The following is a 21732-nucleotide window of genomic DNA, read 5'->3' as shown; positions in this document are numbered from 1 at the left end:
CTCCTGCACAAAGCATGGTTGTCATTACAACGGTACGGCCAATTAGAAGGTCTGTCCCAGGGAGAACTGGAAGATCTGGGTTTCGGCGTTGTCCGGCTTCTTGATCGGGGTCGCCAGGCTGAAGCTCAGCGGGCCCAGGGCAGTGATCCAGGTCAGGCCCACACCCGCGGACATGGCCATGTCCTGGAACTTGACGCCATCGCAGCCCTGGGTAGTGGAAATCGGGCAGTCAGTGTCGAACACGTTACCGATGTCGTAGAACAGCACGGTCCGCAGCTGGCGCTGATCCTTCACGAAGGGCAGCGGGAACAGCAGTTCGGCGCCGCCGGTGATCAGGATGTTACCGCCGAAGGCTTCCGGATCCTGGTCCGGGTCGGTGTAGCGGCCTTTGCTGTCAGGGCCAGGAATTTCGTCACCATTGGCGTTACGAGCCACGCTCGGCGTACTACGCGGACCAAGGGAGCTGTCCTTGAAGCCACGCACCGAGTTGAAGCCACCGGCGTAGTAGTTCTCGTAGAACGGCAGACGATCGGTATCGCCGTAGGCGCCGCCGTAACCGAGCTCGGTGTGGAAGCGCATGGTGTAGGTTTCGGTCAGCGGCGCAAAGATCTGGCCGCGGTAGTCGAGCTTGTAGAACGACAGGTCGCTACCCGGAATGGTGGTTTCCAGTACCAGGCTCTGCGAGTGGCCGCGGTTCGCCAGCACGCCCTTGTTCAGGGTCGACTCGGACCAGCCGATGGACGCCTTGAAGTTGGTGAAGCTGTCGCCTTCCTTCTCGATGAAGTCGAAGATCTCGTCGACGGTGTAGGCGCCGGTGTCGATGTCGTCGCGCTGCACGGTCAGGCCGTAGGTCAGGCGCGAGGTCTCGCTGATCGGGTAACCGATGCTGACGCCGGCCCCCAGGCTGTTCACCGAGTAGCTGGAAACGTCGACATCGAGCTCGTCGTAGTCGGTCTTGCGGTAGAAGGCGTTGTAGCCCAGGCTCACGCCGTCGACGGTCCAGTAGGGGTCGACGAAGCCGAAGTTGTAGCGGGTCTGGTAGTCGGACTTGGTCAGGCCGATGCTGACCTTGTTACCGGTACCCAGGAAGTTGTTCTGGCTGATCGAGCCGCCGAGGATCAGGCCGGCGCTCTGGGCGAAGCCCACGCTCGCGGTGATCGAGCCGGACGGCTGCTCTTCCACGCTGTAGTTGACGTCGACCTGGTCGTCGGTACCCGGAACGGCCGGGGTCTCGACGTTGACCTCCTTGAAGTAGCCCAGACGCTCCAGGCGCTGCTTGGACTGGTCGATCAGGTAGGTCGACGCCCAGCCGCCTTCCATCTGGCGCATCTCGCGACGGAGCACTTCGTCCTCGGTCTTGGTGTTGCCACGGAAGTTGATGCGGTTGACATAGGCGCGCTTGCCCGGATCGACCACGTAGGTGATCGACACGGTCTTGTTCTCGTCGTTCGGCTCAGGGACGCCGTTGACGTTGGCGAAGGTGTAGCCCTCGTTACCCAGGCGGCGGGTGATCAGGTCGGAAGTGGTGGTCATCACCTTGCGGGAGAACACCTGGCCCTTCTTCACCAGCAGGAGCTTCTTCACTTCGTCTTCCGGCACTTTCAGGTCGCCGGAGAGCTTCACGTCGCTGACGGTGTACTTTTCACCCTCGTTGACGTTGACGGTGATGTAGACGTGCTTCTTGTCCGGGGTGATGGAGACCTGGGTGGAGGCGATATCCATGTGGATGTAGCCGCGGTCCAGGTAGTAGGAGCGCAGGCGCTCCAGGTCACCGGAGAGCTTCTCGCGGGAATACTTGTCATCGTTCTTGAAGAAGGACAGCCAGTTGGTGGTCTTCAGCTCGAACAGGTCGGTCAGGTCTTCCTCGGAGAAGACGGTGTTGCCCACCACGTTGACATGGGCGATGGCCGCCACGGTGCCTTCGTTGATGTTGATCTTCAGCGCGACGCGGTTACGCGGCTGCGGCACCACCTCGGTTTCGATCTCGGCGGAGTAGCGGCCCTGGGCCACGTATTGGCGCTGCAGTTCGTTGCGCACACCTTCGAGGGTCGCACGCTGGAAGATTTCGCCTTCGGAAAGGCCGGATTGCTTCAGACCCTTCATCAGGTCTTCGGTGGTGATGGCCTTGTTGCCTTCGATCTCGATGCTGGAGATGGAGGGGCGTTCTACCACGTTGACGATCAGCACGTTGCCGTCGCGGCTGAGCTGGATGTCCTGGAAGAAACCGGTCTTGAACAGCGAACGGGTCGCTTCGACCAGGCGACGATCGTCGATCTGCTCGCCGACGTTCAGCGGCAGTGCCGCGAACACGCTGCCGGCCGACACACGCTGCAGACCGTTGACCCGGATATCGGAAACAGTGAAGGACTCGGCGTGAACCTGGGCGATCATCAGCGCGGAAAGGGCCGCGGGAAGCAGAAAGCGTTTCATGGAGTCCTTTTATTCCAACTGACAAATAGAGAATCTGCCGCAAAGGGCGGCAGATCCGAAATCCAACGGCGGGTTACAGCCGACTCAGATCGTTGACCAGGGCCAACAACATGACCCCGACTACCAGGCTGATGCCAATCTGCATCCCCCAAGCCTGGACCCGCTCCGACAATGGGCGACCACGCACCCACTCGACCACGTAGAACAGCAGATGCCCGCCATCGAGGACAGGAATCGGCAACAGGTTGAGAACCCCCAAGCTGATGCTCAGATAGGCGAGGAAATGCAGAAAATCCCCTACGCCGGACTGGGCTGAAGCGCCCGCCACTTTAGCAATGGTTATCGGCCCGCTCAAGTTTTTTACCGAGAGCTGCCCGAGCACCATTTTCTTTAGAGAATCCAGAGTTAGCAGGCTCATGGACCAGGTTCGGGAGAGCGCCTGCCCCACCGCTGCCACCGGCCCATAGCTCACTTCGCGGAGCATTTCCGGCGGCCACTGCCCCCCGGCGACGCCCGCGCCCAGGTAGCCGGTACGGGTCTTGCCCTCCCCTTTGGCCGCCAGGGTCAGGGCGAACTCCTCGCGCTGGCCGGCACGTTCGATGCCCAGGGTGACTTTGCCTTCAGGAATGGCGCGGACACGCGAGACCACTTCCTGCCAATCCGTGACCGATTGACCATCCAGACTGACGAGTCGGTCACCAATCTGAAGGCCGGCGGCCTTGGCCGGCCCCTTTTCGTCCAGTTCGGCGATCACAGGTGCGACAGCGGGTCGCCATGGCTGGATGCCGAGGCCACCGATGGGATCGGGGTTGTCTTCGTTCTTCAGCCAGGAACTGATGCGCACCTGGTGCACGGTCGGAACGCTCGAACCCTGCTCCAGCACCGAAACGCTCAGCTCGCCGGTTTCCCCCAGGCGACGCACCAGCTGCAGGTTGACGCCGCTCCAGCCGTCGACCGCCTCGCCGTCCACCGCAACCACTTCCTGGCCGGACGCCAGGCCGGCAACGGCTGCCGGACTGTTCGCCACCACGGAGCCGATGATCGGCTTGATCTGCTGGCTGCCCAGCATGGCCAGGACCCAGAAGAACACAATGGCCAGCAGGAAGTTGGCGATGGGCCCCGCCGCAACGATGGCGATGCGCTGGAATACGGTCTTGCGGTTGAAGGCGCGGTCGAGCAACTCGGCGGGAACATCGCCCTCCCGCTCGTCGAGCATCTTCACGTAGCCGCCCAGGGGAATGGCGGCCACGACGAATTCGGTGCCGTGGCGATCATGCCAGCGAACCAGCGGCGTGCCGAAACCGACGGAGAAGCGCAGGACCTTGACCCCGCAACGTCGGGCCACCCAGAAGTGGCCGAACTCGTGGAAGGTGACCAGTACGCCAAGGGCGACTATCAGTCCTACCACCATATAAAGGGCGCTCATCGCTACCTCCTCGGGCTCAACGCCCGCGTTCCTGCAACCACGCCTGCGCGGCGCCGCGTGCACGCTGGTCGGCTGCCAGCACCGCATCGAGCGATTCGACCGGCGCGTGCGCCTCGCGGTTCAGCACCTCGTCGATGATAACCGGGATATCCGTGAAGCGGATGCGCCGCTCGAGGAACGCAGCCACCGCCACCTCGTTCGCGGCATTGAGCATCGCCGGCGCGCTGCCACCCGCTTCGGCGGCCTGGCGCGCCAGGCGCAGGCAGGGGAAACGTTGCTCGTCGGGCGCACTGAAGTCCAGGCGGGCGATGGAGAACAGGTCCAGCGGAGAAACGCCGGAATCGATCCGCTGCGGCCACGCCAGCGCGTGAGCGATGGGTGTACGCATGTCCGGGTTGCCCAACTGCGCCAATACCGATCCGTCAACGTAATCCACCAGGGAATGAATGACGCTCTGCGGGTGGATCACCACTTCGACCTTCGACGGCGCGGCGTCGAACAACCAGCAAGCCTCGATCAGTTCCAGCCCCTTGTTCATCATGCTGGCCGAATCGACGGAAATCTTCCGCCCCATCGACCAGTTGGGGTGCGCGCAGGCCTGCTCGGGTGAAACCTCGGTCAACTGCTCCAAAGGGGTTTCGCGGAACGGGCCGCCGGAGGCGGTCAGCAGGATACGACGAACGCCCACCTCCCCCAGACCGCGGGAGTAGTCCGCCGGCATGCACTGGAAAATGGCGTTGTGCTCGCTGTCGATGGGCAGCAGTACGGCGCCACTGGCGCGGACGGCATTCATGAACAGCGCGCCGGACATGACCAGCGCCTCTTTATTGGCCAGCAACACCCGCTTGCCAGCCTCGACGGCGGCCAGGGTCGGCTTCAGGCCAGCGGCCCCTACGATGGCGGCCATTACCGCATCCACTTCGGGATGGGCGGAAATCTCGCAAAGCCCGGCCTCGCCGACCAGCACCCGAGTCTCGAGGCCGGCGGAATTCAGGCGATCCTGCAGGGCACGCGCCTGCTCAGCATCCGGGACGACCACGAATCGCGGCAGGTGACGCAGGCAAAGCGCCTGGAGCTCAGCCAGACGGGAATAACCACTGAGCGCGAAAACGCGGTAACGATCAGGGTGACGGCCGATGACATCCAGGGTGCTGAGGCCGATCGAACCGGTCGCCCCCAGCACGGTAATCCACTGCGGATGACTCACGGCGCCCCCCAACCCACGGCCCAGAGCAGCGCGGTGAACACCGGGATGGCTGCCGTCAGGCTGTCGATGCGGTCCAGCACGCCGCCGTGGCCAGGCAGCAGATTGCTGCTGTCCTTGAGGCCGGACTGGCGCTTGAACATGCTTTCGGTCAGATCGCCAATTACCGACAGGGCCACCACGATGGCCGCGCAGGGCAGCGCCAGCAGCAATTCGCGGACAGTCCAGTCGCGATAGATGGAGACGGCCACAGTGATCGCCAGGCACAGTGCCATGCCGCCGAAGAAGCCTTCCCAGCTTTTGCCCGGGCTGACGCGCGGGGCGAGCTTGCGCTTGCCGAATGCCTTGCCGGAGAAGTAAGCGCCTACATCGGCGGCCCAGACCAGCACCATCACGGCCACGATCAGCCAGTTGGACAGCGGCCATTGCTTGAGCAGCACCAGGCCCTGCCATGCCGGGAGCAGGATCAGCAGGCCGATAAGCAGGCGACGCCAGCGTCCACCCCAGCTCGACGCGCTATCCGGGTAGGTCAGCACCATGACGATTGCCAGCATCCACCAGAGCAGCGCCAGCACCAGTACAGCCCCCGCCAACTGCGGCAGCCAGGCCAGCACCAGCATCAATGCGGCGACTACGGCAGCGTAACCAACACGGGCAGATTGCTCGTTGTAGCCTGCCAGGCGCGCCCATTCCCAGGCACCGAGGCTCACCACCAGGCCGATGAACAGCGAGAACGCCGCTCCATCAAGCAGAAAAAAACCACCCAGCGCGATCGGCAACAGGATCAGCGCCGTGATGATGCGTTGTTTCAACATGACGGAGGTGCCTCGGCCTCGACCTGCTCGCTGGTCTTGCCGAAGCGGCGCTGACGAGAGGCATAGTCCTGCAACGCCGCCTGCATGGCTTCGTGCTTGAAGTCGGGCCAGTAGAGATCGGAGAAATACAGCTCGGCGTAGGCCAGCTGCCAGAGAAGGAAGTTGCTGATGCGGTGCTCGCCACCGGTGCGGATGCACAGGTCGGGCAATGGCTGGTCACCGGTGGACAGACAGCCCTGGATCAACTCCGGGGTAATCTCTTCCGCGGCCAGGTGACCCGCCTGCACCTCACGGGCGAGGCGCTGGGCAGCCTGGGTGATATCCCACTGCCCACCATAGTTCGCCGCCACCTGCAGCAGCATGCTGCCACCATTGGCAGTCAGCGCTTCGGCCTCGCGCATCGCCGCCTGCAATTCAGGAGCGAAGCGGCTGCGGTCACCGATGATGCGCAGGCGAATGCCATTGGCACTGAGCTTGCGCACCTCACGGCGCAGGGCCATGAGGAACAGCTCCATCAGCGCGCCGACCTCGTCGGCCGGGCGCTGCCAGTTCTCGCTGGAGAAGGCGAACAGCGTCAGCACTTCGACGCCTGCCTCGGCGCAGGTCTTGATCACCGCACGAACGGCGTCCACGCCGGCCTTGTGCCCGGCCACACCAGGCATCAGGCGCTTCTTCGCCCAGCGGTTGTTGCCGTCCATGATGATTGCCACGTGCCGGGGCACGGGCGTCACCTGCTTGGTCTTTTCCATGACGAGAACCCGGCCGTCAGACGGCCATCAGATCCGTTTCCTTGGCCTCGAGGGCCTTTTCGATCTCCGCGACGAACTTGTCGGTGATCTTCTGGATCTCGTCACCAGCGCGACGCTCCTCGTCCTCGCTGATTTCCTTCTCTTTCTGCAGGTCTTTCAGCTGCGCCAGGGCATCGCGACGGATGTTGCGTACGGAAACGCGAGCCTGTTCGGCTTCGGCGCGAGCCTGCTTGGTGAAGCCCTTGCGGGTTTCCTCGGTCAGGGCCGGCATCGGGACGCGAATGGTGGTACCGGCGGTGGCCGGGTTCAGGCCCAGATCCGAAGTCATGATGGCTTTCTCGACAGCCTGGATCATGCTCTTGTCGAAGACGCTCAGAGCCAGGGTGCGCGAATCTTCCACGGTGACGTTGGCCACCTGGCGCAGCGGCGTGTCGGAACCGTAGTAGGACACCATCACGCTATCCAGAATGCTCGGGTGTGCACGGCCGGTACGAATCTTGGCGAAGGCATGACCCAGGGCCTCCAGGGTTTTACCCATACGATCCTGCGCTTCCTTCTTGATCTCGTTGATCATCTCAATCCTCCTCGATCAGGGTGCCTTCAGCACCACCTACAACAATATTCAGCAGCGCGCCGGGCTTGTTCATGTTGAACACCCGCAGCGGCATTTTCTGGTCCCGGCACAGGCAGATGGCGGTCAGGTCCATCACGCCCAGCTTGCGATCGAGCACTTCATCGTACGTCAGACGCTCGAATTTCTCGGCATTCGGGTCCTTGAACGGGTCGGCAGTGTACACGCCGTCCACCTTGGTCGCCTTGAGTACTACGTCAGCATCTATTTCGATGGCGCGCAGGCAGGCGGCCGAATCAGTGGTGAAGAACGGGTTGCCGGTACCGGCGGAGAAGATCACCACTTCGCCGCTTTTCAGATGGCGCATGGCCTTGCGGCGGTCGTAGTGATCGGTCACACCGACCATGGAAATGGCGGACATGACGATAGCGGTGATATTGGAGCGCTCCAGGGCGTCACGCATGGCCAGACCGTTCATCACGGTAGCGAGCATGCCCATGTGGTCGCCGGTGACGCGATCCATGCCGGCCGCGGACAGCGCCGCGCCACGGAACAGGTTGCCACCACCGATTACCAGGCCGACCTGCACGCCGATACCGACGAGCTGGCCGATCTCCAGCGCCATGCGGTCCAGCACCTTGGGATCGATGCCGAACTCCTCGGAGCCCATCAGGGCCTCGCCGCTCAGTTTTAGAAGAATGCGTTTATAGCGAGGTTGACGAGCGCTCAGCTGCTGAGCCATGACCTTTTTCTCCTGCGGCGATTGAATGCTGTGCGCCTTGTGGGCGCTTGGCGGAAAGCTTGGACCAGCCAGCCTTACGGCGCCTTTAAACCCGCCTTGCGGGCCTGCGCCGTGGAAACCGCCCCTTTTGGTTTCCCCATTTTGGCAAAGAGGCCGCGCGCGTTAGCGGGCAGCCTCTTGCGGGGCGACAGTCGTGAGACTGTCTATTACTGCTTGGAAGCGGCTACTTGAGCAGCAACCTCGGCAGCGAAGTCAGCTTCGACTTTCTCGATGCCTTCGCCTACTTCGAAACGAACGAAGGAAACGATTTCAGCGCCGGCTTTCTTGGCCAGGTCACCGACCTTGACTTCCGGATCCTTGACGAACGCTTGCTCGACCAGGCTGGCTTCGGCCAGGAACTTCGAGATACGGCCTTTGACCATATTCTCGACGATGTTTTCCGGCTTGCCAGCGATCTTGTCGGCGTTCAGAGCAAGGAAGATTTCCTTCTCTTTGGCAACGGCTTCTTCGGAAACCTGCGACGGATCGAGGAATTGCGGGTTGCTGGCAGCGACGTGCATGGCGATGTCGCGAGCCAGTTCGGCATTGCCGCCCTTCAGGGTGACCAGAACACCGATGCGGTGGCCGTGCAGGTAGGCGCCAACCACTTCACCTTCGGTGCGAGCCAGGCGACGGATGTTGACGTTCTCGCCGCACTTGGCAACCAGGGCTTCACGAGCCGGCTCTTGCTCGGCGATCAGCGGAGCAGCATCGGTCAGCTTCTGGGCAACAGCCTTGTCCAGGCTGGCAGCGACGAAGTTCTTGAAGTCGTCCTGCAGGGCCAGGAAGTCGGTCTGCGAGTTGACTTCGATGATGGTGGCGGATTTGCCGTCGTCAGCCACTTTGGCGGCGATAGCGCCTTCGGCGGCGATGTTGCCGGCCTTCTTGGCAGCCTTGATGGCGCCGGAAGCGCGCATGTCGTCGATGGCCTTCTCGATGTCGCCCTCGGCGGCTACCAGTGCCTTCTTGCACTCCATCATGCCCTGGCCGGTACGCTCACGCAGTTCCTTGACCAGTGCTGCAGTAATTTCTGCCATTTCGAAATCCTCTTGAGTTGCTCTCAAAACCAGATCGCCCGGCTGCCCGGGCGGAATTTACAGGGTGGCAAAAAGGGGGCCTAGCCCCCTTTCCGCGCACCGCAGGACGTCTGGACGTCCCGGAATCAGCCTTCGGCGGATTCGGCCGGCGCTTCTTCGACGAACTCGTCAGCAGTCACGCCACCGGCGTTCTTGCCACGCAGGACGGCTTCAGCCATCGAGCCCAGGTACAGCTGCACGGCGCGGATGGCGTCGTCGTTACCCGGGATAACATAGTCAACGCCTTCAGGGCTGCTGTTGGTATCGACGATGCCGATAACCGGGATGCCCAGCTTGTTGGCTTCGGTGATAGCAATGCGCTCGTGGTCAACGTCGATCACGAACAGAGCGTCCGGCAGGCCGCCCATGTCCTTGATGCCGCCCAGGCTGCGATCCAGTTTTTCCAGATCGCGGGAGCGCATCAGAGCCTCTTTCTTGGTCAGCTTGGCGAAGGTGCCGTCCTGGGACTGAACTTCCAGCTCACGCAGACGCTTGATCGACTGACGGATGGTCTTGTAGTTGGTGAGCATGCCGCCCAGCCAACGGTGGTCGACGTACGGCATGCCGCAACGGGCAGCTTCTTCGCGAACGATCTTGCCGGCGGAACGCTTGGTGCCGACGAACAGGATCTTGTTCTTGCCCTGGGCCAGGCGCTCAACGAAGGTCAGGGCCTCGTTGAACATCGGCAGGGTTTTTTCGAGGTTGATGATGTGGATCTTGTTGCGCGCGCCGAAAATGAACTTGCCCATTTTCGGGTTCCAGTAACGGGTCTGGTGGCCGAAGTGCACACCGGCCTTCAGCATATCGCGCATGTTGACTTGGGACATGATAGTTCCTCGATAAGTCGGGTTAGGCCTCCATGCATCCCAACGGCCAACCCTCCGACTGTGTCGAAAGGCACCCAGGCCATCGTGTCGATGCATGTGTGGGTTAATGCCCCGAAATGGCCGTAGCCTTCAGAGCGGGGCGCTTTATACCACAACCCCGGCCAGAACAAAACCCGAAAGGACGCCCGGCACCTCCCTCACCGCTTCGCTGCGCCTTGCCCTGCCCTTAATAGAAGAGCCCCAATTCTGATAGACTTGCGTATTCCTCTCATTTACCCGCGCGCTTGCAGCGCCTGAAGAGAAGTCGCATGACCGTCACCATCAAGACGCCCGAAGACATCGAGAAAATGCGCGTCGCCGGCCGTCTGGCCGCCGAAGTGCTGGAAATGATCGGCGAACACGTCAAGCCTGGCGTCACCACCGACGAACTGGACCGTATCTGCCACGACTACATCGTCAACGTGCAGAAGGCCATTCCGGCGCCGCTGAACTACAAGGGCTTCCCCAAGTCCATCTGCACCTCGATCAACCACGTGGTGTGCCACGGCATTCCCAATGAGAAGCCGCTCAAGGAAGGCGATATCGTCAACATTGATATCACCGTGATCAAGGATGGCTACCACGGCGACACCAGCAAGATGTTCTCGGTCGGCAAGACCCCGGAATGGGCTGACCGACTGTGCCAGATCACCCAGGAATGCATGTACAAGGGCATCGCCGTGGTCAAGCCCGGCGCGCGCCTGGGCGACATCGGCGAGGTGATTCAGAAGTACGCCGAGAAGAACGGTTTCTCCGTGGTACGCGAGTACTGCGGTCACGGCATCGGCAAGGTCTTCCACGAGGAGCCCCAGGTGCTGCACTACGGCCGCGCCGGCACCGGCCTGGAACTCAAGGAAGGCATGATCTTCACCATCGAGCCGATGATCAACCAGGGCCGCCCGGAAACCCGCCTGCTGGGCGACGGCTGGACCGCCATTACCAAGGACCGCAAGCTGTCCGCGCAGTGGGAACACACCGTGCTGGTCACCGCCGACGGCTACGAGATCCTGACCCTGCGCAATGACGAAAGCTTCCCGCGCACTTCGGCTGCCTGAATCGCGGTTTGCAAACTTGCCGACGGCTGGGTAGAACATAGAAATCCCGGCCCGGCACAGCCATCGGGCCTGGCGCCACGAGCGCGGGCCCGGTTTCCCTCTTGCCCCTGCCCCCCTAAGCCATTGATCAGGAAGGCCGCCATGCCGCAGGTGGATCCCGAGTTGTTCGACCGTGGGCAGTTCCAGGCGGAACTGGCCCTCAAATCCAGCCCCATCGCCGCATTCAAGAAGGCCATTCGTCAGGCCAACGAGGTGCTCGACGCCCGCTTCAACGGCGGCCGCGACATTCGCCGGCTGATCGAAGACCGCGCCTGGTTCGTCGACCAGATCCTGCAGCGGGCCTGGAATCGCTTCGACTGGGGCGACGATGCCGATATCGCGCTGGTTGCCGTGGGCGGCTACGGGCGTGGCGAACTGCACCCGCACTCGGACATCGACTTGCTGATCCTGCTCGACAGCGAGGACCAGGAGACTTTCCGCGAGCCCATCGAGGGCTTCCTCACCCTGCTCTGGGATATCGGCCTGGAAGTCGGCCAGAGTGTGCGTTCGGTAGCCGAGTGCGCCGAGGAAGCGCGCGCCGACCTCACCGTGGTCACCAACCTGATGGAATGCCGGACCATCTCCGGCCCGGACAGCCTGCGCCAGCGCATGCTCGAAGCCACCAGCGCAAAGCAGATGTGGCCGAGCGGGCAGTTCTACCTGGCCAAGCGCAAGGAACAGATCCACCGCCACACCAAGTACAACGACACCGAATACAACCTCGAGCCCAACGTGAAGGGCTCTCCCGGCGGCCTGCGTGACATCCAGACCCTGCTCTGGGTCGCCCGCCGCCACTTTGGCAGCCTCAACCTGCACGCCCTGGTGCGCGAAGGCTTCCTGGTGGAAAGCGAATGCAGCGTGCTGGCCTCCAGCCAGGAATTCCTCTGGAAGGTCCGCTACGCCCTGCACATGCTTGCCGGTCGCGCCGAAGACCGCCTGCTGTTCGATCACCAGCGGCGCATCGCCGGCCTGCTGGGCTACGAAGGCAACGACGCCAAGCTGGCCGTCGAGCGCTTCATGCAGAAGTACTACCGCGTGGTGATGGCTGTTTCCGAGCTGAACGACCTGATCATGCAGCACTTCGAGGAAGTGATACTGCGCGCCGGCGAGAACGGCCAGATCCAGCCGCTCAACAGCCGCTTCCAGCTGCGTGACGGTTACCTCGAGGTCACCCACGCCAACGTCTTCAAGCGCACCCCGTTCGCCCTGCTGGAAATCTTCGTGCTGCTGGCCCAGCACCCGGAAATCAAGGGCGTACGCGCCGACACCATCCGCCTGCTGCGCGACAGCCGGCACCTGATCGACGACGACTTCCGCCACGACATCCGCAACACCAGCCTGTTCATCGAACTGTTCAAGTGCCAGGAAGGCATCCACCGCAACCTGCGGCGGATGAACCGCTACGGCATTCTCGGCCGCTACCTGCCGGAGTTCGGCCTGATCGTCGGACAGATGCAGCACGACCTGTTCCACATCTATACGGTCGACGCGCACACCCTCAACCTGATCAAGCACCTGCGCAAGCTGCGCCGTCCGGACATGGCGGAGAAGTACCCGCTGGCCAGCAAGATCATGGAGCGCCTGCCCAAGCCGGAGCTGATCTACATCGCCGGTCTCTACCACGATATCGCCAAGGGCCGCGGCGGCGACCATTCGGAACTGGGCGCGGTGGACGCCGAGCAGTTCTGCCAGCGCCACCAGTTGCCGCCGTGGGATACCAACCTGGTGTCCTGGCTGGTGCAGAACCACCTGATCATGTCCACCACGGCCCAGCGCAAGGACCTGTCCGACCCGCAGGTGATCTACGACTTCGCCCAGCTGATGGGCAACCAGACCTACCTGGATTACCTCTACGTGCTCACCGTGGCCGACATCAACGCCACCAACCCGACGCTGTGGAACTCCTGGCGCGCCAGCCTGCTGCGCCAGCTCTACACCGAGACCAAGCGCGCGCTGCGTCGCGGCCTGGAGAACCCGGTGGACCGCGAGGAGCAGATCCGCCAGACACAGAGCGCGGCCATCGACATCCTGGTGCGCGGCGGCATCGACCAGGACGACGCCGAGCAGCTCTGGAGCCAGCTGGGCGACGACTACTTCCTGCGCCACAGCGCCGCCGATGTGGCGTGGCACACCGAGGCCATCCTCCAGCATCCGGACGACGGCACCCCGCTGGTGCTGATCAAGGAAACCGCCCAGCGCGAGTTCGAGGGCGGCACGCAGATCTTCATCTATGCCGGCGACCAGCACGACTTCTTCGCCGTGACCGTGGCGGCAATGGACCAGCTCAACCTGAACATCCAGGACGCGCGGATCATCACTTCCACCAGCCTGTTCACCCTCGACACCTACATAGTGCTCGACGCCGATGGCGGCTCGATCGGCAACAATCCCAGCCGGGTCGAGGAAATTCGCCAAGGACTGGTCAATGCATTGAAGGACCCGGACGAGTACCCGACCATCATCCAGCGCCGCGTCCCGCGCCAGCTCAAGCACTTTGCCTTCAACCCGCAAGTGACCATTTCCACCGACGCGGCCCGCCAGGTCAGCGTGCTGGAGGTGATAGCACCGGACCGCCCGGGCCTGCTTGCACGCATTGGCGGGCTATTCCTGGACTTCGACCTGTCAGTGCAGAACGCCAAGATCGCCACCCTGGGCGAGCGCGTCGAGGACGTGTTCTTCGTGACCGATGGGCACAACCAGCCACTCTCGGACCCTGAGCTGTGCAAACGCATCCAGACCGCCCTGGTGGACATCCTCTCGGATGGTGGCCAGCCAAGCATGCCCGTGCGCATCAGTATCTAGACCCGATCTCGTAAAAGTCAGCAAAGAAAGAGCCTTGCCATGAACCCTGCCCTCGACTCGCTCCAGCCCTACCCCTTCGAGAAGCTCCGCGCCCTGCTGGCCGGGGCCCAGCCGCCGGCTGAGCTCAAGCCCATCGCGCTGTCCATCGGCGAGCCCAAGCACCGCTCGCCGGAATTCGTCGCCAAGGCCCTGGCCGACAGCCTCGACCAACTGGCCGTCTACCCGACCACTCTCGGCATCCCCGCCCTGCGCGAGGCCATTGCCGCCTGGTGCGAGCGCCGCTTCAAGGTGCCGGCCGGCTGGCTGGATGCTGCGCGCCATGTGCTGCCGGTAAACGGCACCCGTGAAGCGCTGTTCGCCTTCACCCAGACCGTGGTGGACCGCAACGCCAAGGGCCTGGTGATCAGCCCGAACCCGTTCTACCAGATCTACGAAGGCGCAGCCCTGCTGGCCGGCGCCGAGCCGCACTACCTGCCGTGCCTGGAAGACAATGGCTTCAACCCGGACTTCGACGCCGTCCCGGCGGATGTCTGGGCGCGCTGCCAGATCCTCTTCCTCTGCTCGCCGGGCAACCCCACCGGCGCGCTGGTCCCGCTGGAAACCCTGAAAAAGCTGATTGCCCTGGCCGACGAGCACGACTTCGTGATCGCGGCCGACGAGTGCTACAGCGAGCTGTACTTCGACGAGCAGAACCCGCCGGCCGGCCTGTTGACCGCCTGCGCCGAACTGGGCCGCGCGGATTTTGCGCGCTGCGTGGTATTCCACAGCCTGTCCAAGCGCTCCAACCTGCCGGGGCTGCGTTCGGGCTTCGTCGCCGGCGATGCCGAGGTGCTGAAGAAATTCCTCCTGTACCGCACCTACCACGGCTGCGCCATGCCGGTTCAGACCCAGCTGGCCAGCGTCGCAGCCTGGAAGGACGAGGACCACGTGCGCGCCAACCGCGACCTGTACCGCGAGAAGTTCGACGCCGTGCTGGACATCCTCGGCGGCGTGCTCGACGTGCAGCGCCCGGACGGCAGCTTCTACCTGTGGGCCAGGACCCCGGTGGCGGATACCGAGTTCTGCCGCGGCCTGTTCGATGCGCAGCACGTCACCGTGGTGCCGGGCTCCTACCTGTCCCGCGAAGTGAACGGCGAGAACCCCGGCGCCAACCGCGTGCGCATGGCGCTGGTGGCTCCGCTGGCCGAGTGCGTGGAAGCGGCCGAACGGATCAAGCAGTACGTGCAGAGCCTTTAAGGTTGCACACCCTGTAGGAGCGAGCTTGCTCGCGAAACCGCTGCATTCCGGCGCTGCCGGATAAGGCTCGCCAACAAGCTCGCCCCTGCAGAAAAGCCCAAAGCGCCTACACCCAGCGCCCCGCCTTGCTGGTCACCCAGGCCTCCTGGCTGTCCAGCTCACCCAGCACCTCGCGCATGGTTTCGTCGTCGATCTCATGCTCGCGGCGCATCCGGTACAGCTCCAGCCGCTGCGCGCGCAACGCCTTGATACGCAGCGCCTGATCGGCCAACTCCAGGGCACGGGCGCGCTCGCGGGCTTCCTGGCTATCCGGTGCCGGATCCAGTTCGTGGCGGTATTCGGCCATCAGCCGCGCCTTCAGCTCTGCCAGCCGGGCCGCTTCGTCGGCATCCGCGCCGTCACGGGCAGGGATTTCCTCAGCTTCAAGCATGTGAATGGCGGCTGCCGCGGTCTTGCGCCAGACCGACTGCACCTCGCGCTCGCGCTGGTCATTGCTGGCCGCTGGTAGTCCTCGAAGCAAAATCGGTAATCCGATGGTGGCGGCGATCAGCGACACCAGGATCACCCCCGTGGCGATGAAGATGATCAGATCGCGTTGCGGAAAAGCCGAACCATCGAGCAGCAGCAACGGCACCGAAAGTACGCCCGCCAGCGTCACCGCGCCGCGCACCCCACCCAGCGCCGAGATCGCCGACAGCCGCAGCACCGGTTCGCCGGATCGGCCACCCAGCTCGATCCCCCACCACTGCTCGAAGCGCACCGACACTTTCCAGTAGCACCAGACCCAGCAAAAGCGCAGCAGGAGCAGCACGGCGAACACCGCCAGCACGTAGAACAGCAGCAGCGAGGAGCGCCACATTACATCGTCGGCGTGATGCGCGACGGACTTGAGAATGTCCGGCAGTTGCAGCCCCAGCAGCAGGAACACCACGCCGTTGAAGGCAAACTCCAGCATCGACCAGACGCTGCGGTTGAGCAGGCGGGTGTTGGTCTGCCGCGGCAGCAGGTCGGCCCAGCTCTGCATCATGCCGGCCGCCACCGCCGCAAGGATGCCTGACACCCCAAGCTCCTCGGCGATCATGTAGCAGGCAAAGGGCAACAGCAGCATCAGCACCACGTGGGTAGCCGGATCATCCCAGCCGCGACGGATCATCCAGCCGCGAATCCGCCCCAACAGCCAACTGATGAAAACCCCGCAGGCCAGCCCGCCAACCGCCACCAGCAGGAAGTTCAGGCTGGCGTCCATCAGCGAGAAGGTGCCGGTCAGGGCGGCGGCGATGGCGAACTTGAAGGCCACCAGGCCCGATGCATCGTTCATCAGCGCTTCGCCCTGCAGCACATGCATCAGACGCTTGGGCAGGCGGTCCTGGGCGATGGCCGAGACCGCCAGCGCATCGGTCGGCGACAGCACCGCCGCCAGGGCGAAGGCCGCCGCCCAGGGAATCTCGGGAATCAGCAGGTGAATGAAGACGCCGCCACCGAGCACGGTGAACAGTACGAGTGCGAAGGCCAGGGTGAGGATCGGCCAGCGCATCTTCCAGAATTCGCCCTTGGGCATGCGCCAGCCGTCGGCGAACAGCAGCGGCGGGATGAACAGGAACATGAACAGCTCGGGGTCCAGTCCCACGTGCAGCCCCAGGCTCGGCCAGGCCAGCGCGGCGCCGGCGGCGATCTGGATCAAGGGCAGCGGCAACGGGATCAGCTGAGCGGCGAGCCGGGTTCCCCCCACGACCAGCAGCAGGATCAGAACGGTGTAAACGGTTTGCATCGACGAACTCCAGCACAGCCATCCATTGAAGCACCCAGGACGAGATGGATCAGCCCCGCATTGGGCAAAAAACTGTTGCAATACGCCGGCCTCCCGGCGGCGTCCCGCAAGGCGCTGGGAAATGGCATAATCCCGCGCCTGAAAAATGTATCGAAAAGGAGTAGCGCCCTGTGAGTCAGCGGACGCTGTTTGGCATCAAGGCTTGCGACACCATGAAGAAAGCCCGCGTCTGGCTGGATGAGCATGGCGTCGACTACGTCTTCCACGACTACAAGAGTAGCGGCATCGACCGCGAACACCTGCGCCAGTGGTGTAACGAGCATGGCTGGGAAACCGTCCTGAACCGTGCCGGCACCACCTTCCGCAAGCTGGACGACGCGCAGAAGGCCGATCTCGACCAGGACAAGGCCATCGAACTGATGGTCGCGCAGCCGTCGATGATCAAGCGTCCGGTGCTGGACCTGGGTGACCGTACCCTGGTCGGCTTCAAGCCCGACGCCTACGCCGCCGCGCTGGCCTGAGCAACACCACGATGAGCATTGCCTGGGCCCTGTTCCTCCCCGCCTGCTTCGCCCTGAATATGGCGCCGGGACCGAACAACCTGCTGTCGCTGAACAATGCCGCCCGCTTCGGCCTGCTGCGCGCGACCGTCGCGGGCGGCGGTCGGCTGCTCGCCTTCGCCGGCATGCTGGCCCTGGCCGCTTCGGGCCTGGCGCTGGTACTGCAGGCCTCGGCCTGGCTGTTCCTGGCGATCAAACTGGTGGGTGCAGGTTACCTGCTGTGGCTGGCCGTACAGCTGTGGCGCGCCCCGACAGCGAACCTGTCGGTGGATGGCTCCCCGGTTGCCGCCACCAGCCTGTGGCGCCTGGCCCGTCAGGAGTTCTGGGTGGCTGCCGGCAACCCCAAGGCCATCCTCATCTTCACCGCTTTCCTGCCGCAGTTCGTCGATCCGCGTCAGGCCGTGGGCGCCCAGTTCGCCCAACTCGGTGCAGCCTTCCTGCTTCTGGAGTGGCTGGCCATCGCCCTTTACGGGCTCGCCGGGGTCCGCCTCGGCAAGCTGCTCGCCGGCACACGCGCCCGGCGCCTGTTCAACCGTGGTTGTGCCGCGCTGCTGGGCAGCGCCGGGCTGGGCCTGCTGCTCAGCCGCCGTCCGGCCTGACCGAATTCGTTATTCGAGAATCTCTTTCAAGGAATCCCACACATGTCGAAATCCCTGTTCAGCATCGCCTTCGGTGTCGGCACCCAGAACCGCCAGGGCAACTGGCTGGAAGTCTTCTACGCGCAGCCGCTGCTCAACCCCAGCGCCGAACTGGTCGCTGCCATCAGCCCGCTGCTGAACTACGAAGGCGGCAACCAGGCGATCGCCTTCACCGCTCACCAGGCCTACCAGTTGGCCGACGCCGTCGAGACCGTCGACGCCGCCCAGGCCGCCCTGCTCAACCGCCTGGCCGAAAGCCAGAAGCCGCTGGTCGCCACCCTGCTGGCCGAAGACGCCGCCCCCGGCTCCACCCCGGAGGCGTACCTGAAGCTGCACCTGCTGTCCCACCGTCTGGTCAAGCCGCACGGCCTGAACCTGACCGGCATCTTCCCGCTGCTGCCGAACGTGGCCTGGACCAACCAGGGCGCCGTCGACCTCGCCGAGCTGGCCGAGTTGCAACTCGAAGCGCGCCTGAAGGGCAAGCTGCTGGAAGTCTTCTCCGTCGACAAATTCCCGAAGATGACCGACTACGTGGTCCCGGCCGGCGTGCGCATCGCCGACACCGCCCGCGTGCGCCTGGGCGCCTATATCGGTGAAGGCACCACCGTGATGCACGAAGGCTTCGTCAACTTCAACGCCGGCACCGAAGGTCCGGGCATGATCGAAGGCCGCGTCTCCGCTGGCGTGTTCGTCGGCAAGGGTTCGGACCTGGGCGGCGGCTGCTCCACCATGGGCACCCTGTCCGGCGGCGGCAACATCGTCATCAGCGTCGGCGAAGGCTGCCTGATCGGCGCCAACGCCGGCATCGGCATCCCGCTGGGCGACCGCAACATCGTCGAGGCTGGCCTGTACGTCACCGCCGGCACCAAGATCGCCGTGCTGGACGATCAGAACAACCTGGTGAAAGTGGTCAAGGGCCGCGACCTGGCCGGCCAGGCCGACCTGCTGTTCCGCCGCAACTCCCAGACCGGCGCAGTCGAGTGCAAGACCAACAAGACTGCCATCGAGCTGAACGAAGCGCTGCACGCGCACAACTAAGCTGGCCGCCCCGCTCTCGCGGGGTACGCACTAAGCTTGGAGAAGCGGGGGCTGCGGCCCCCGTTTTACTTTTTCCGCAACCGGCCGCACGCCCATGTCCATTCCCTCGCCCTGGCGCTCCGACTTCCCGGCCCTCGCCGCCTTCGAGGCCGAGGGCCAGACCTACCTCGACAGCGCCGCCACCGCGCAGAAACCGCGCGCCATGATCGACGCCCTCGCCGGCTACTACGCCAGCGGCGCCGCCAACGTGCACCGCGCCCAGCACCTGCCCGGCGAGCGCGCCACCCGCGCCTTCGAGGCGACCCGCACGCTGGCCACCAACTGGCTCAATGGCGGCAGCCCCGCGCAGATCATCTTCACCCGTGGCGCCACCGAAGCGCTGAACCTGCTGGCCTACGGGCTGGAAGGGCAGTTCCAGGCGGGCGACGAAATCGTCGTCAGCGCGCTGGAACACCACGCCAACCTGCTGCCCTGGCAGCAACTGGCCAAGCGGCGCGGCTTGAAACTGGTGGTCCTGCCGCTGGACAGTGACGGCCGCATCGATCTGACCCGCGCTGCCGGCCTGATCGGTCCGCGTACCCGGCTGCTTGCCGTCAGCCAGCTGTCCAATGTGCTCGGCACCTGGCAACCGCTGCCGGAACTGCTGGCGATGGCCCGGCAACACGGTGCGCTAAGCGTGGTCGATGGCGCGCAAGGGGTGGTTCATGGCCGGCACAACCTGTCCGCGTTGGGCTGCGACTACTACGTCTGTTCCAGCCACAAGCTCTACGGCCCGGAAGGCCTGGGCCTGCTCTGGGGCCGCCCGGAAGCGCTGGAGCGCCTGGCGCACTGGCAGTTCGGCGGCGAGATGGTGCGCGTGGCGGACTACTTCGACGCACAGTTCCACAGCGCCCCCATGGGCTTCGAGGCCGGCACCCCGCCCATCGGACCGGTGATCGCCCTGGGCGCCACCCTGGAGTGGCTGGCCGCGCAGGACAGTGCCGAGGTCAGCGGCCACGAGAGCTTCCTCCACGCGCGCCTGCTGTCTGGCCTGCGCGCCCGCGATGGCGTTCGAGTGCTAGGCGAACCAGACGTGGCACTGGCCAGCTTCATAGTCGAAGGTGTGCACGTCTCCGACCTGGGTCACCTGCTCACCGAGCAGGGCATCGCCGTGCGTGCGGGGCATCACTGCGCCATGCCGCTGATGAAGACCCTTGATGTCTCGGGCGCCCTGCGCGTCTCCCTCGGCCTGTACAACGACGGAGCGGATCTGGAGCGCTTCTTCGCTGCGCTGGACAGTGCCCTGGAGCTGCTGCGATGAGCTTGTCGGCGGCAGCAGAGGATGCCCTGCAAGCCTTCACCGCCCTGCAGGGCTGGGAGCAACGCGCCCGCCTGCTGATGCAGTGGGGCGAACGCCTGGAGCCGCTAAGCGAAGCCGAACTGGCCGACGAGCAGCGCGTACAGGGCTGCGAGAGCAACGTCTGGCTGGTGGCGGATCGGCGGGATGAACGCTGGTACTTCCGCGCCTACAGCGACGCGCGTCTGTTGCGCGGGCTGCTGGCGTTGCTGCTGGTGCGGGTGGACGGCTTGCCGGCGGACGAGCTGCCCGCCATCGATCTACCGGACTGGTTCGAGCAACTGGGGCTGGGTCGTCAACTGTCGCCTTCGCGCAGCAACGGGTTGAATGCGGTGCTCAAGCGGATGCAGGAGCTGATCAGCGCCTGAGGCTTGGCCTGTGCGTAGGAGCGGACTTCGTCCGCGATGGGCACGCATCGCGCCGGAGACCAACGCGGATACATCCGCTCCTGCGAATGCGGTTAGCCCGCCGCGCGCTCTGACGGGCGCCGCGCCCCCGCCACGATCTTATCCACAGCCCTGGCGGCGGCCACCATGCCGAAGGTGGCGGTCACCATCATCACCGCGCCGAAACCGCCCGCACAGTCCAGCTTCACGCCTTCGCCGACGAAGCTCTTGGGCTGGCACACGGTGCCGTCCGGCTTGGGATAGCGCAACTGCTCGGTGGAAAACACGCACTGCACGCTGTAATGCCGGCCCGGCGTGCGCGAGAAGTTGTAGTCGCGACGCAGCATGGAGCGAACCTTGGCGGCCAGCGGATCGTTGAAGGTCTTGTTGAGGTCGGCGACCTGGATCTGCGTCGGGTCCACCTGCCCGCCGGCACCGCCGGTGGTGATGATCTGCAGCTTGCGGCGCTTGCACCAGGCGATCAGCGCGGCCTTGGCCGCAACGCTGTCGATGCAGTCGACCACGCAATCCAGCTCCGGCGTGATGTAGTCCGCCATGGTTTCGCGCGTGACGAAATCGGCTACGGCGTGTACGACGATGCCGGGGTTGATGGCTTTCAGACGCTCCGCCATGACCTCGACCTTCGGCTTGCCCACGGCTCCCTGGATCGCGTGCACCTGGCGGTTGGTGTTGGTGACGCAGACATCGTCCAGGTCGAACAGTGAAATCTCGCCCACACCGCTGCGCGCCAGGGCCTCGGCCGTCCAGGAGCCCACGCCGCCGATCCCGACTACCGCCACATGGCTGGCCGCCAGCCGCTCCAGGCCCTCACGGCCATAAAGCCGCGCGATTCCGCCGAAACGCTGTTCATCCAGTTGCATCGCCACACCTCATTTCGAAACGGCCGGCATTCTATACCGGCAGTCGCCGGCACGCCTGCAACAAAGGCGTGTTGC

The 21732-nt window shown here is 64.2% G+C and carries 19 protein-coding genes; 8 read left to right on the top strand and 11 right to left on the bottom strand.

Features of this window, described 5'->3' with window-relative positions; genetic code table 11:
* Positions 1–42: 42 nt before the first annotated feature.
* From bamA to rpsB, 9 genes are all read right to left on the bottom strand, one after another.
* The gene (bamA, locus tag MJ122_RS23570) at positions 43–2430 is read right to left on the bottom strand and encodes an outer membrane protein assembly factor BamA (RefSeq protein WP_239746208.1); all 2388 of its coding nucleotides are present in this window, start codon (positions 2428–2430) and stop codon (positions 43–45) included.
* A gap of 73 nt (positions 2431–2503) precedes the next feature.
* Positions 2504–3856, bottom strand: a complete 1353-nt coding sequence (gene rseP / locus MJ122_RS23565; RefSeq protein WP_239746207.1) for a sigma E protease regulator RseP — start codon at positions 3854–3856, stop codon at positions 2504–2506.
* Between the two features lie 16 nt (positions 3857–3872).
* Entirely contained in the window at positions 3873–5063 is a 1191-nt protein-coding gene (gene ispC / locus MJ122_RS23560) for a 1-deoxy-D-xylulose-5-phosphate reductoisomerase (RefSeq protein WP_239746206.1), read from the bottom strand.
* Positions 5060–5875, bottom strand: a complete 816-nt coding sequence (locus MJ122_RS23555; protein WP_088417954.1) for a phosphatidate cytidylyltransferase — start codon at positions 5873–5875, stop codon at positions 5060–5062. Before MJ122_RS23555 ends, ispC begins: the two co-directional genes overlap by 4 nt.
* Positions 5869–6624 (bottom strand): polyprenyl diphosphate synthase, encoded by a 756-nt coding sequence (gene uppS, locus MJ122_RS23550; RefSeq protein ID WP_017521183.1) that lies wholly within the window; start codon positions 6622–6624, stop codon positions 5869–5871. The genes MJ122_RS23555 and uppS overlap by 7 nt, the downstream gene beginning before the upstream one ends.
* Before the next feature lie 16 nt (positions 6625–6640).
* The gene (gene frr, locus MJ122_RS23545; RefSeq protein WP_017521182.1) at positions 6641–7198 is read right to left on the bottom strand and encodes a ribosome recycling factor; all 558 of its coding nucleotides are present in this window, start codon (positions 7196–7198) and stop codon (positions 6641–6643) included.
* Between the two features lies 1 nt (position 7199).
* Positions 7200–7937 (bottom strand): UMP kinase, encoded by a 738-nt coding sequence (pyrH, locus tag MJ122_RS23540; protein WP_017521181.1) that lies wholly within the window; start codon positions 7935–7937, stop codon positions 7200–7202.
* 206 nt (positions 7938–8143) lie between these two features.
* Positions 8144–9013 (bottom strand): translation elongation factor Ts, encoded by an 870-nt coding sequence (tsf, locus tag MJ122_RS23535; protein ID WP_017521180.1) that lies wholly within the window; start codon positions 9011–9013, stop codon positions 8144–8146.
* A 125-nt stretch (positions 9014–9138) separates the two neighbouring features.
* Entirely contained in the window at positions 9139–9879 is a 741-nt protein-coding gene (gene rpsB / locus MJ122_RS23530) for a 30S ribosomal protein S2 (RefSeq protein ID WP_045210003.1), read from the bottom strand.
* Between the two features lie 293 nt (positions 9880–10172).
* On the opposite strand from rpsB, the gene map reads away from it, so the two are divergent.
* The 3 genes from map to dapC all read left to right on the top strand — a co-directional run bounded on the left by map (position 10173) and on the right by dapC (position 15050).
* A complete protein-coding gene (gene map, locus MJ122_RS23525) occupies positions 10173–10973 on the top strand; it encodes a type I methionyl aminopeptidase (protein ID WP_268744102.1) in 801 nt (266 codons plus the stop codon).
* A gap of 141 nt (positions 10974–11114) precedes the next feature.
* A complete protein-coding gene (locus tag MJ122_RS23520) occupies positions 11115–13814 on the top strand; it encodes a [protein-PII] uridylyltransferase (protein ID WP_088417953.1) in 2700 nt (899 codons plus the stop codon).
* Between the two features lie 39 nt (positions 13815–13853).
* Positions 13854–15050: a succinyldiaminopimelate transaminase gene (dapC, locus tag MJ122_RS23515; RefSeq protein ID WP_088417952.1), complete on the top strand. Its 1197-nt coding sequence runs from the start codon at positions 13854–13856 to the stop codon at positions 15048–15050.
* A gap of 106 nt (positions 15051–15156) precedes the next feature.
* On the opposite strand, the gene MJ122_RS23510 is transcribed toward dapC, so the two are convergent.
* The gene (locus MJ122_RS23510) at positions 15157–16818 is read right to left on the bottom strand and encodes a Na+/H+ antiporter (RefSeq protein WP_239746205.1); all 1662 of its coding nucleotides are present in this window, start codon (positions 16816–16818) and stop codon (positions 15157–15159) included.
* A 170-nt stretch (positions 16819–16988) separates the two neighbouring features.
* Between MJ122_RS23510 and MJ122_RS23505 the strand changes: the two genes are divergently transcribed.
* The 5 genes from MJ122_RS23505 to MJ122_RS23485 all read left to right on the top strand — a co-directional run bounded on the left by MJ122_RS23505 (position 16989) and on the right by MJ122_RS23485 (position 20758).
* Positions 16989–17339: an ArsC family reductase gene (locus MJ122_RS23505; RefSeq protein ID WP_316860692.1), complete on the top strand. Its 351-nt coding sequence runs from the start codon at positions 16989–16991 to the stop codon at positions 17337–17339.
* A gap of 11 nt (positions 17340–17350) precedes the next feature.
* A complete protein-coding gene (locus MJ122_RS23500; RefSeq protein WP_088417949.1) occupies positions 17351–17977 on the top strand; it encodes a LysE family translocator in 627 nt (208 codons plus the stop codon).
* 42 nt (positions 17978–18019) lie between these two features.
* Positions 18020–19054, top strand: coding sequence for a 2,3,4,5-tetrahydropyridine-2,6-dicarboxylate N-succinyltransferase (dapD, locus tag MJ122_RS23495; protein ID WP_239746204.1), 1035 nt, complete (start codon positions 18020–18022; stop codon positions 19052–19054).
* A gap of 94 nt (positions 19055–19148) precedes the next feature.
* Positions 19149–20354, top strand: coding sequence for a cysteine desulfurase (locus MJ122_RS23490; protein WP_239746203.1), 1206 nt, complete (start codon positions 19149–19151; stop codon positions 20352–20354).
* Positions 20351–20758, top strand: a complete 408-nt coding sequence (locus MJ122_RS23485) for a SufE family protein (protein WP_239746202.1) — start codon at positions 20351–20353, stop codon at positions 20756–20758. Before MJ122_RS23490 ends, MJ122_RS23485 begins: the two co-directional genes overlap by 4 nt.
* A gap of 92 nt (positions 20759–20850) precedes the next feature.
* On the opposite strand, the gene tcdA is transcribed toward MJ122_RS23485, so the two are convergent.
* Positions 20851–21657, bottom strand: coding sequence for a tRNA cyclic N6-threonylcarbamoyladenosine(37) synthase TcdA (gene tcdA, locus MJ122_RS23480; RefSeq protein ID WP_239746201.1), 807 nt, complete (start codon positions 21655–21657; stop codon positions 20851–20853).
* Positions 21658–21732 lie beyond the last annotated feature (75 nt).

It is taken from the genome of Pseudomonas sp. DP-17, assembly GCF_022380625.1.
GTDB classification, from domain to species: Bacteria; Pseudomonadota; Gammaproteobacteria; order Pseudomonadales; family Pseudomonadaceae; genus Pseudomonas; species Pseudomonas nitroreducens_A.
The sequence above is the reverse complement of the archived record's forward strand: the minus strand, read 5'-3'. Positions and strand labels throughout refer to the sequence as shown.

Bases quoted from the DNA above. Each gene is read 5' to 3' on its own strand.
- tcdA (WP_239746201.1), bottom strand. From the start codon at position 21,657: ATGCAACTGGATGAACAGCGTTTCGGCGGAATCGCGCGGCTTTATGGC.
- bamA (WP_239746208.1), bottom strand. From the start codon at position 2,430: ATGAAACGCTTTCTGCTTCCCGCGGCCCTTTCCGCGCTGATGATCGCC.
- MJ122_RS23555 (WP_088417954.1), bottom strand. From the start codon at position 5,875: ATGTTGAAACAACGCATCATCACGGCGCTGATCCTGTTGCCGATCGCG.
- MJ122_RS23500 (WP_088417949.1), top strand. From the start codon at position 17,351: ATGAGCATTGCCTGGGCCCTGTTCCTCCCCGCCTGCTTCGCCCTGAAT.
- MJ122_RS23520 (WP_088417953.1), top strand. From the start codon at position 11,115: ATGCCGCAGGTGGATCCCGAGTTGTTCGACCGTGGGCAGTTCCAGGCG.
- tsf (WP_017521180.1), bottom strand. From the start codon at position 9,013: ATGGCAGAAATTACTGCAGCACTGGTCAAGGAACTGCGTGAGCGTACC.
- rseP (WP_239746207.1), bottom strand. From the start codon at position 3,856: ATGAGCGCCCTTTATATGGTGGTAGGACTGATAGTCGCCCTTGGCGTA.
- frr (WP_017521182.1), bottom strand. From the start codon at position 7,198: ATGATCAACGAGATCAAGAAGGAAGCGCAGGATCGTATGGGTAAAACC.
- pyrH (WP_017521181.1), bottom strand. From the start codon at position 7,937: ATGGCTCAGCAGCTGAGCGCTCGTCAACCTCGCTATAAACGCATTCTT.
- dapC (WP_088417952.1), top strand. From the start codon at position 13,854: ATGAACCCTGCCCTCGACTCGCTCCAGCCCTACCCCTTCGAGAAGCTC.
- MJ122_RS23510 (WP_239746205.1), bottom strand. From the start codon at position 16,818: ATGCAAACCGTTTACACCGTTCTGATCCTGCTGCTGGTCGTGGGGGGA.
- dapD (WP_239746204.1), top strand. From the start codon at position 18,020: ATGTCGAAATCCCTGTTCAGCATCGCCTTCGGTGTCGGCACCCAGAAC.
- rpsB (WP_045210003.1), bottom strand. From the start codon at position 9,879: ATGTCCCAAGTCAACATGCGCGATATGCTGAAGGCCGGTGTGCACTTC.
- uppS (WP_017521183.1), bottom strand. From the start codon at position 6,624: ATGGAAAAGACCAAGCAGGTGACGCCCGTGCCCCGGCACGTGGCAATC.
- MJ122_RS23485 (WP_239746202.1), top strand. From the start codon at position 20,351: ATGAGCTTGTCGGCGGCAGCAGAGGATGCCCTGCAAGCCTTCACCGCC.
- MJ122_RS23490 (WP_239746203.1), top strand. From the start codon at position 19,149: ATGTCCATTCCCTCGCCCTGGCGCTCCGACTTCCCGGCCCTCGCCGCC.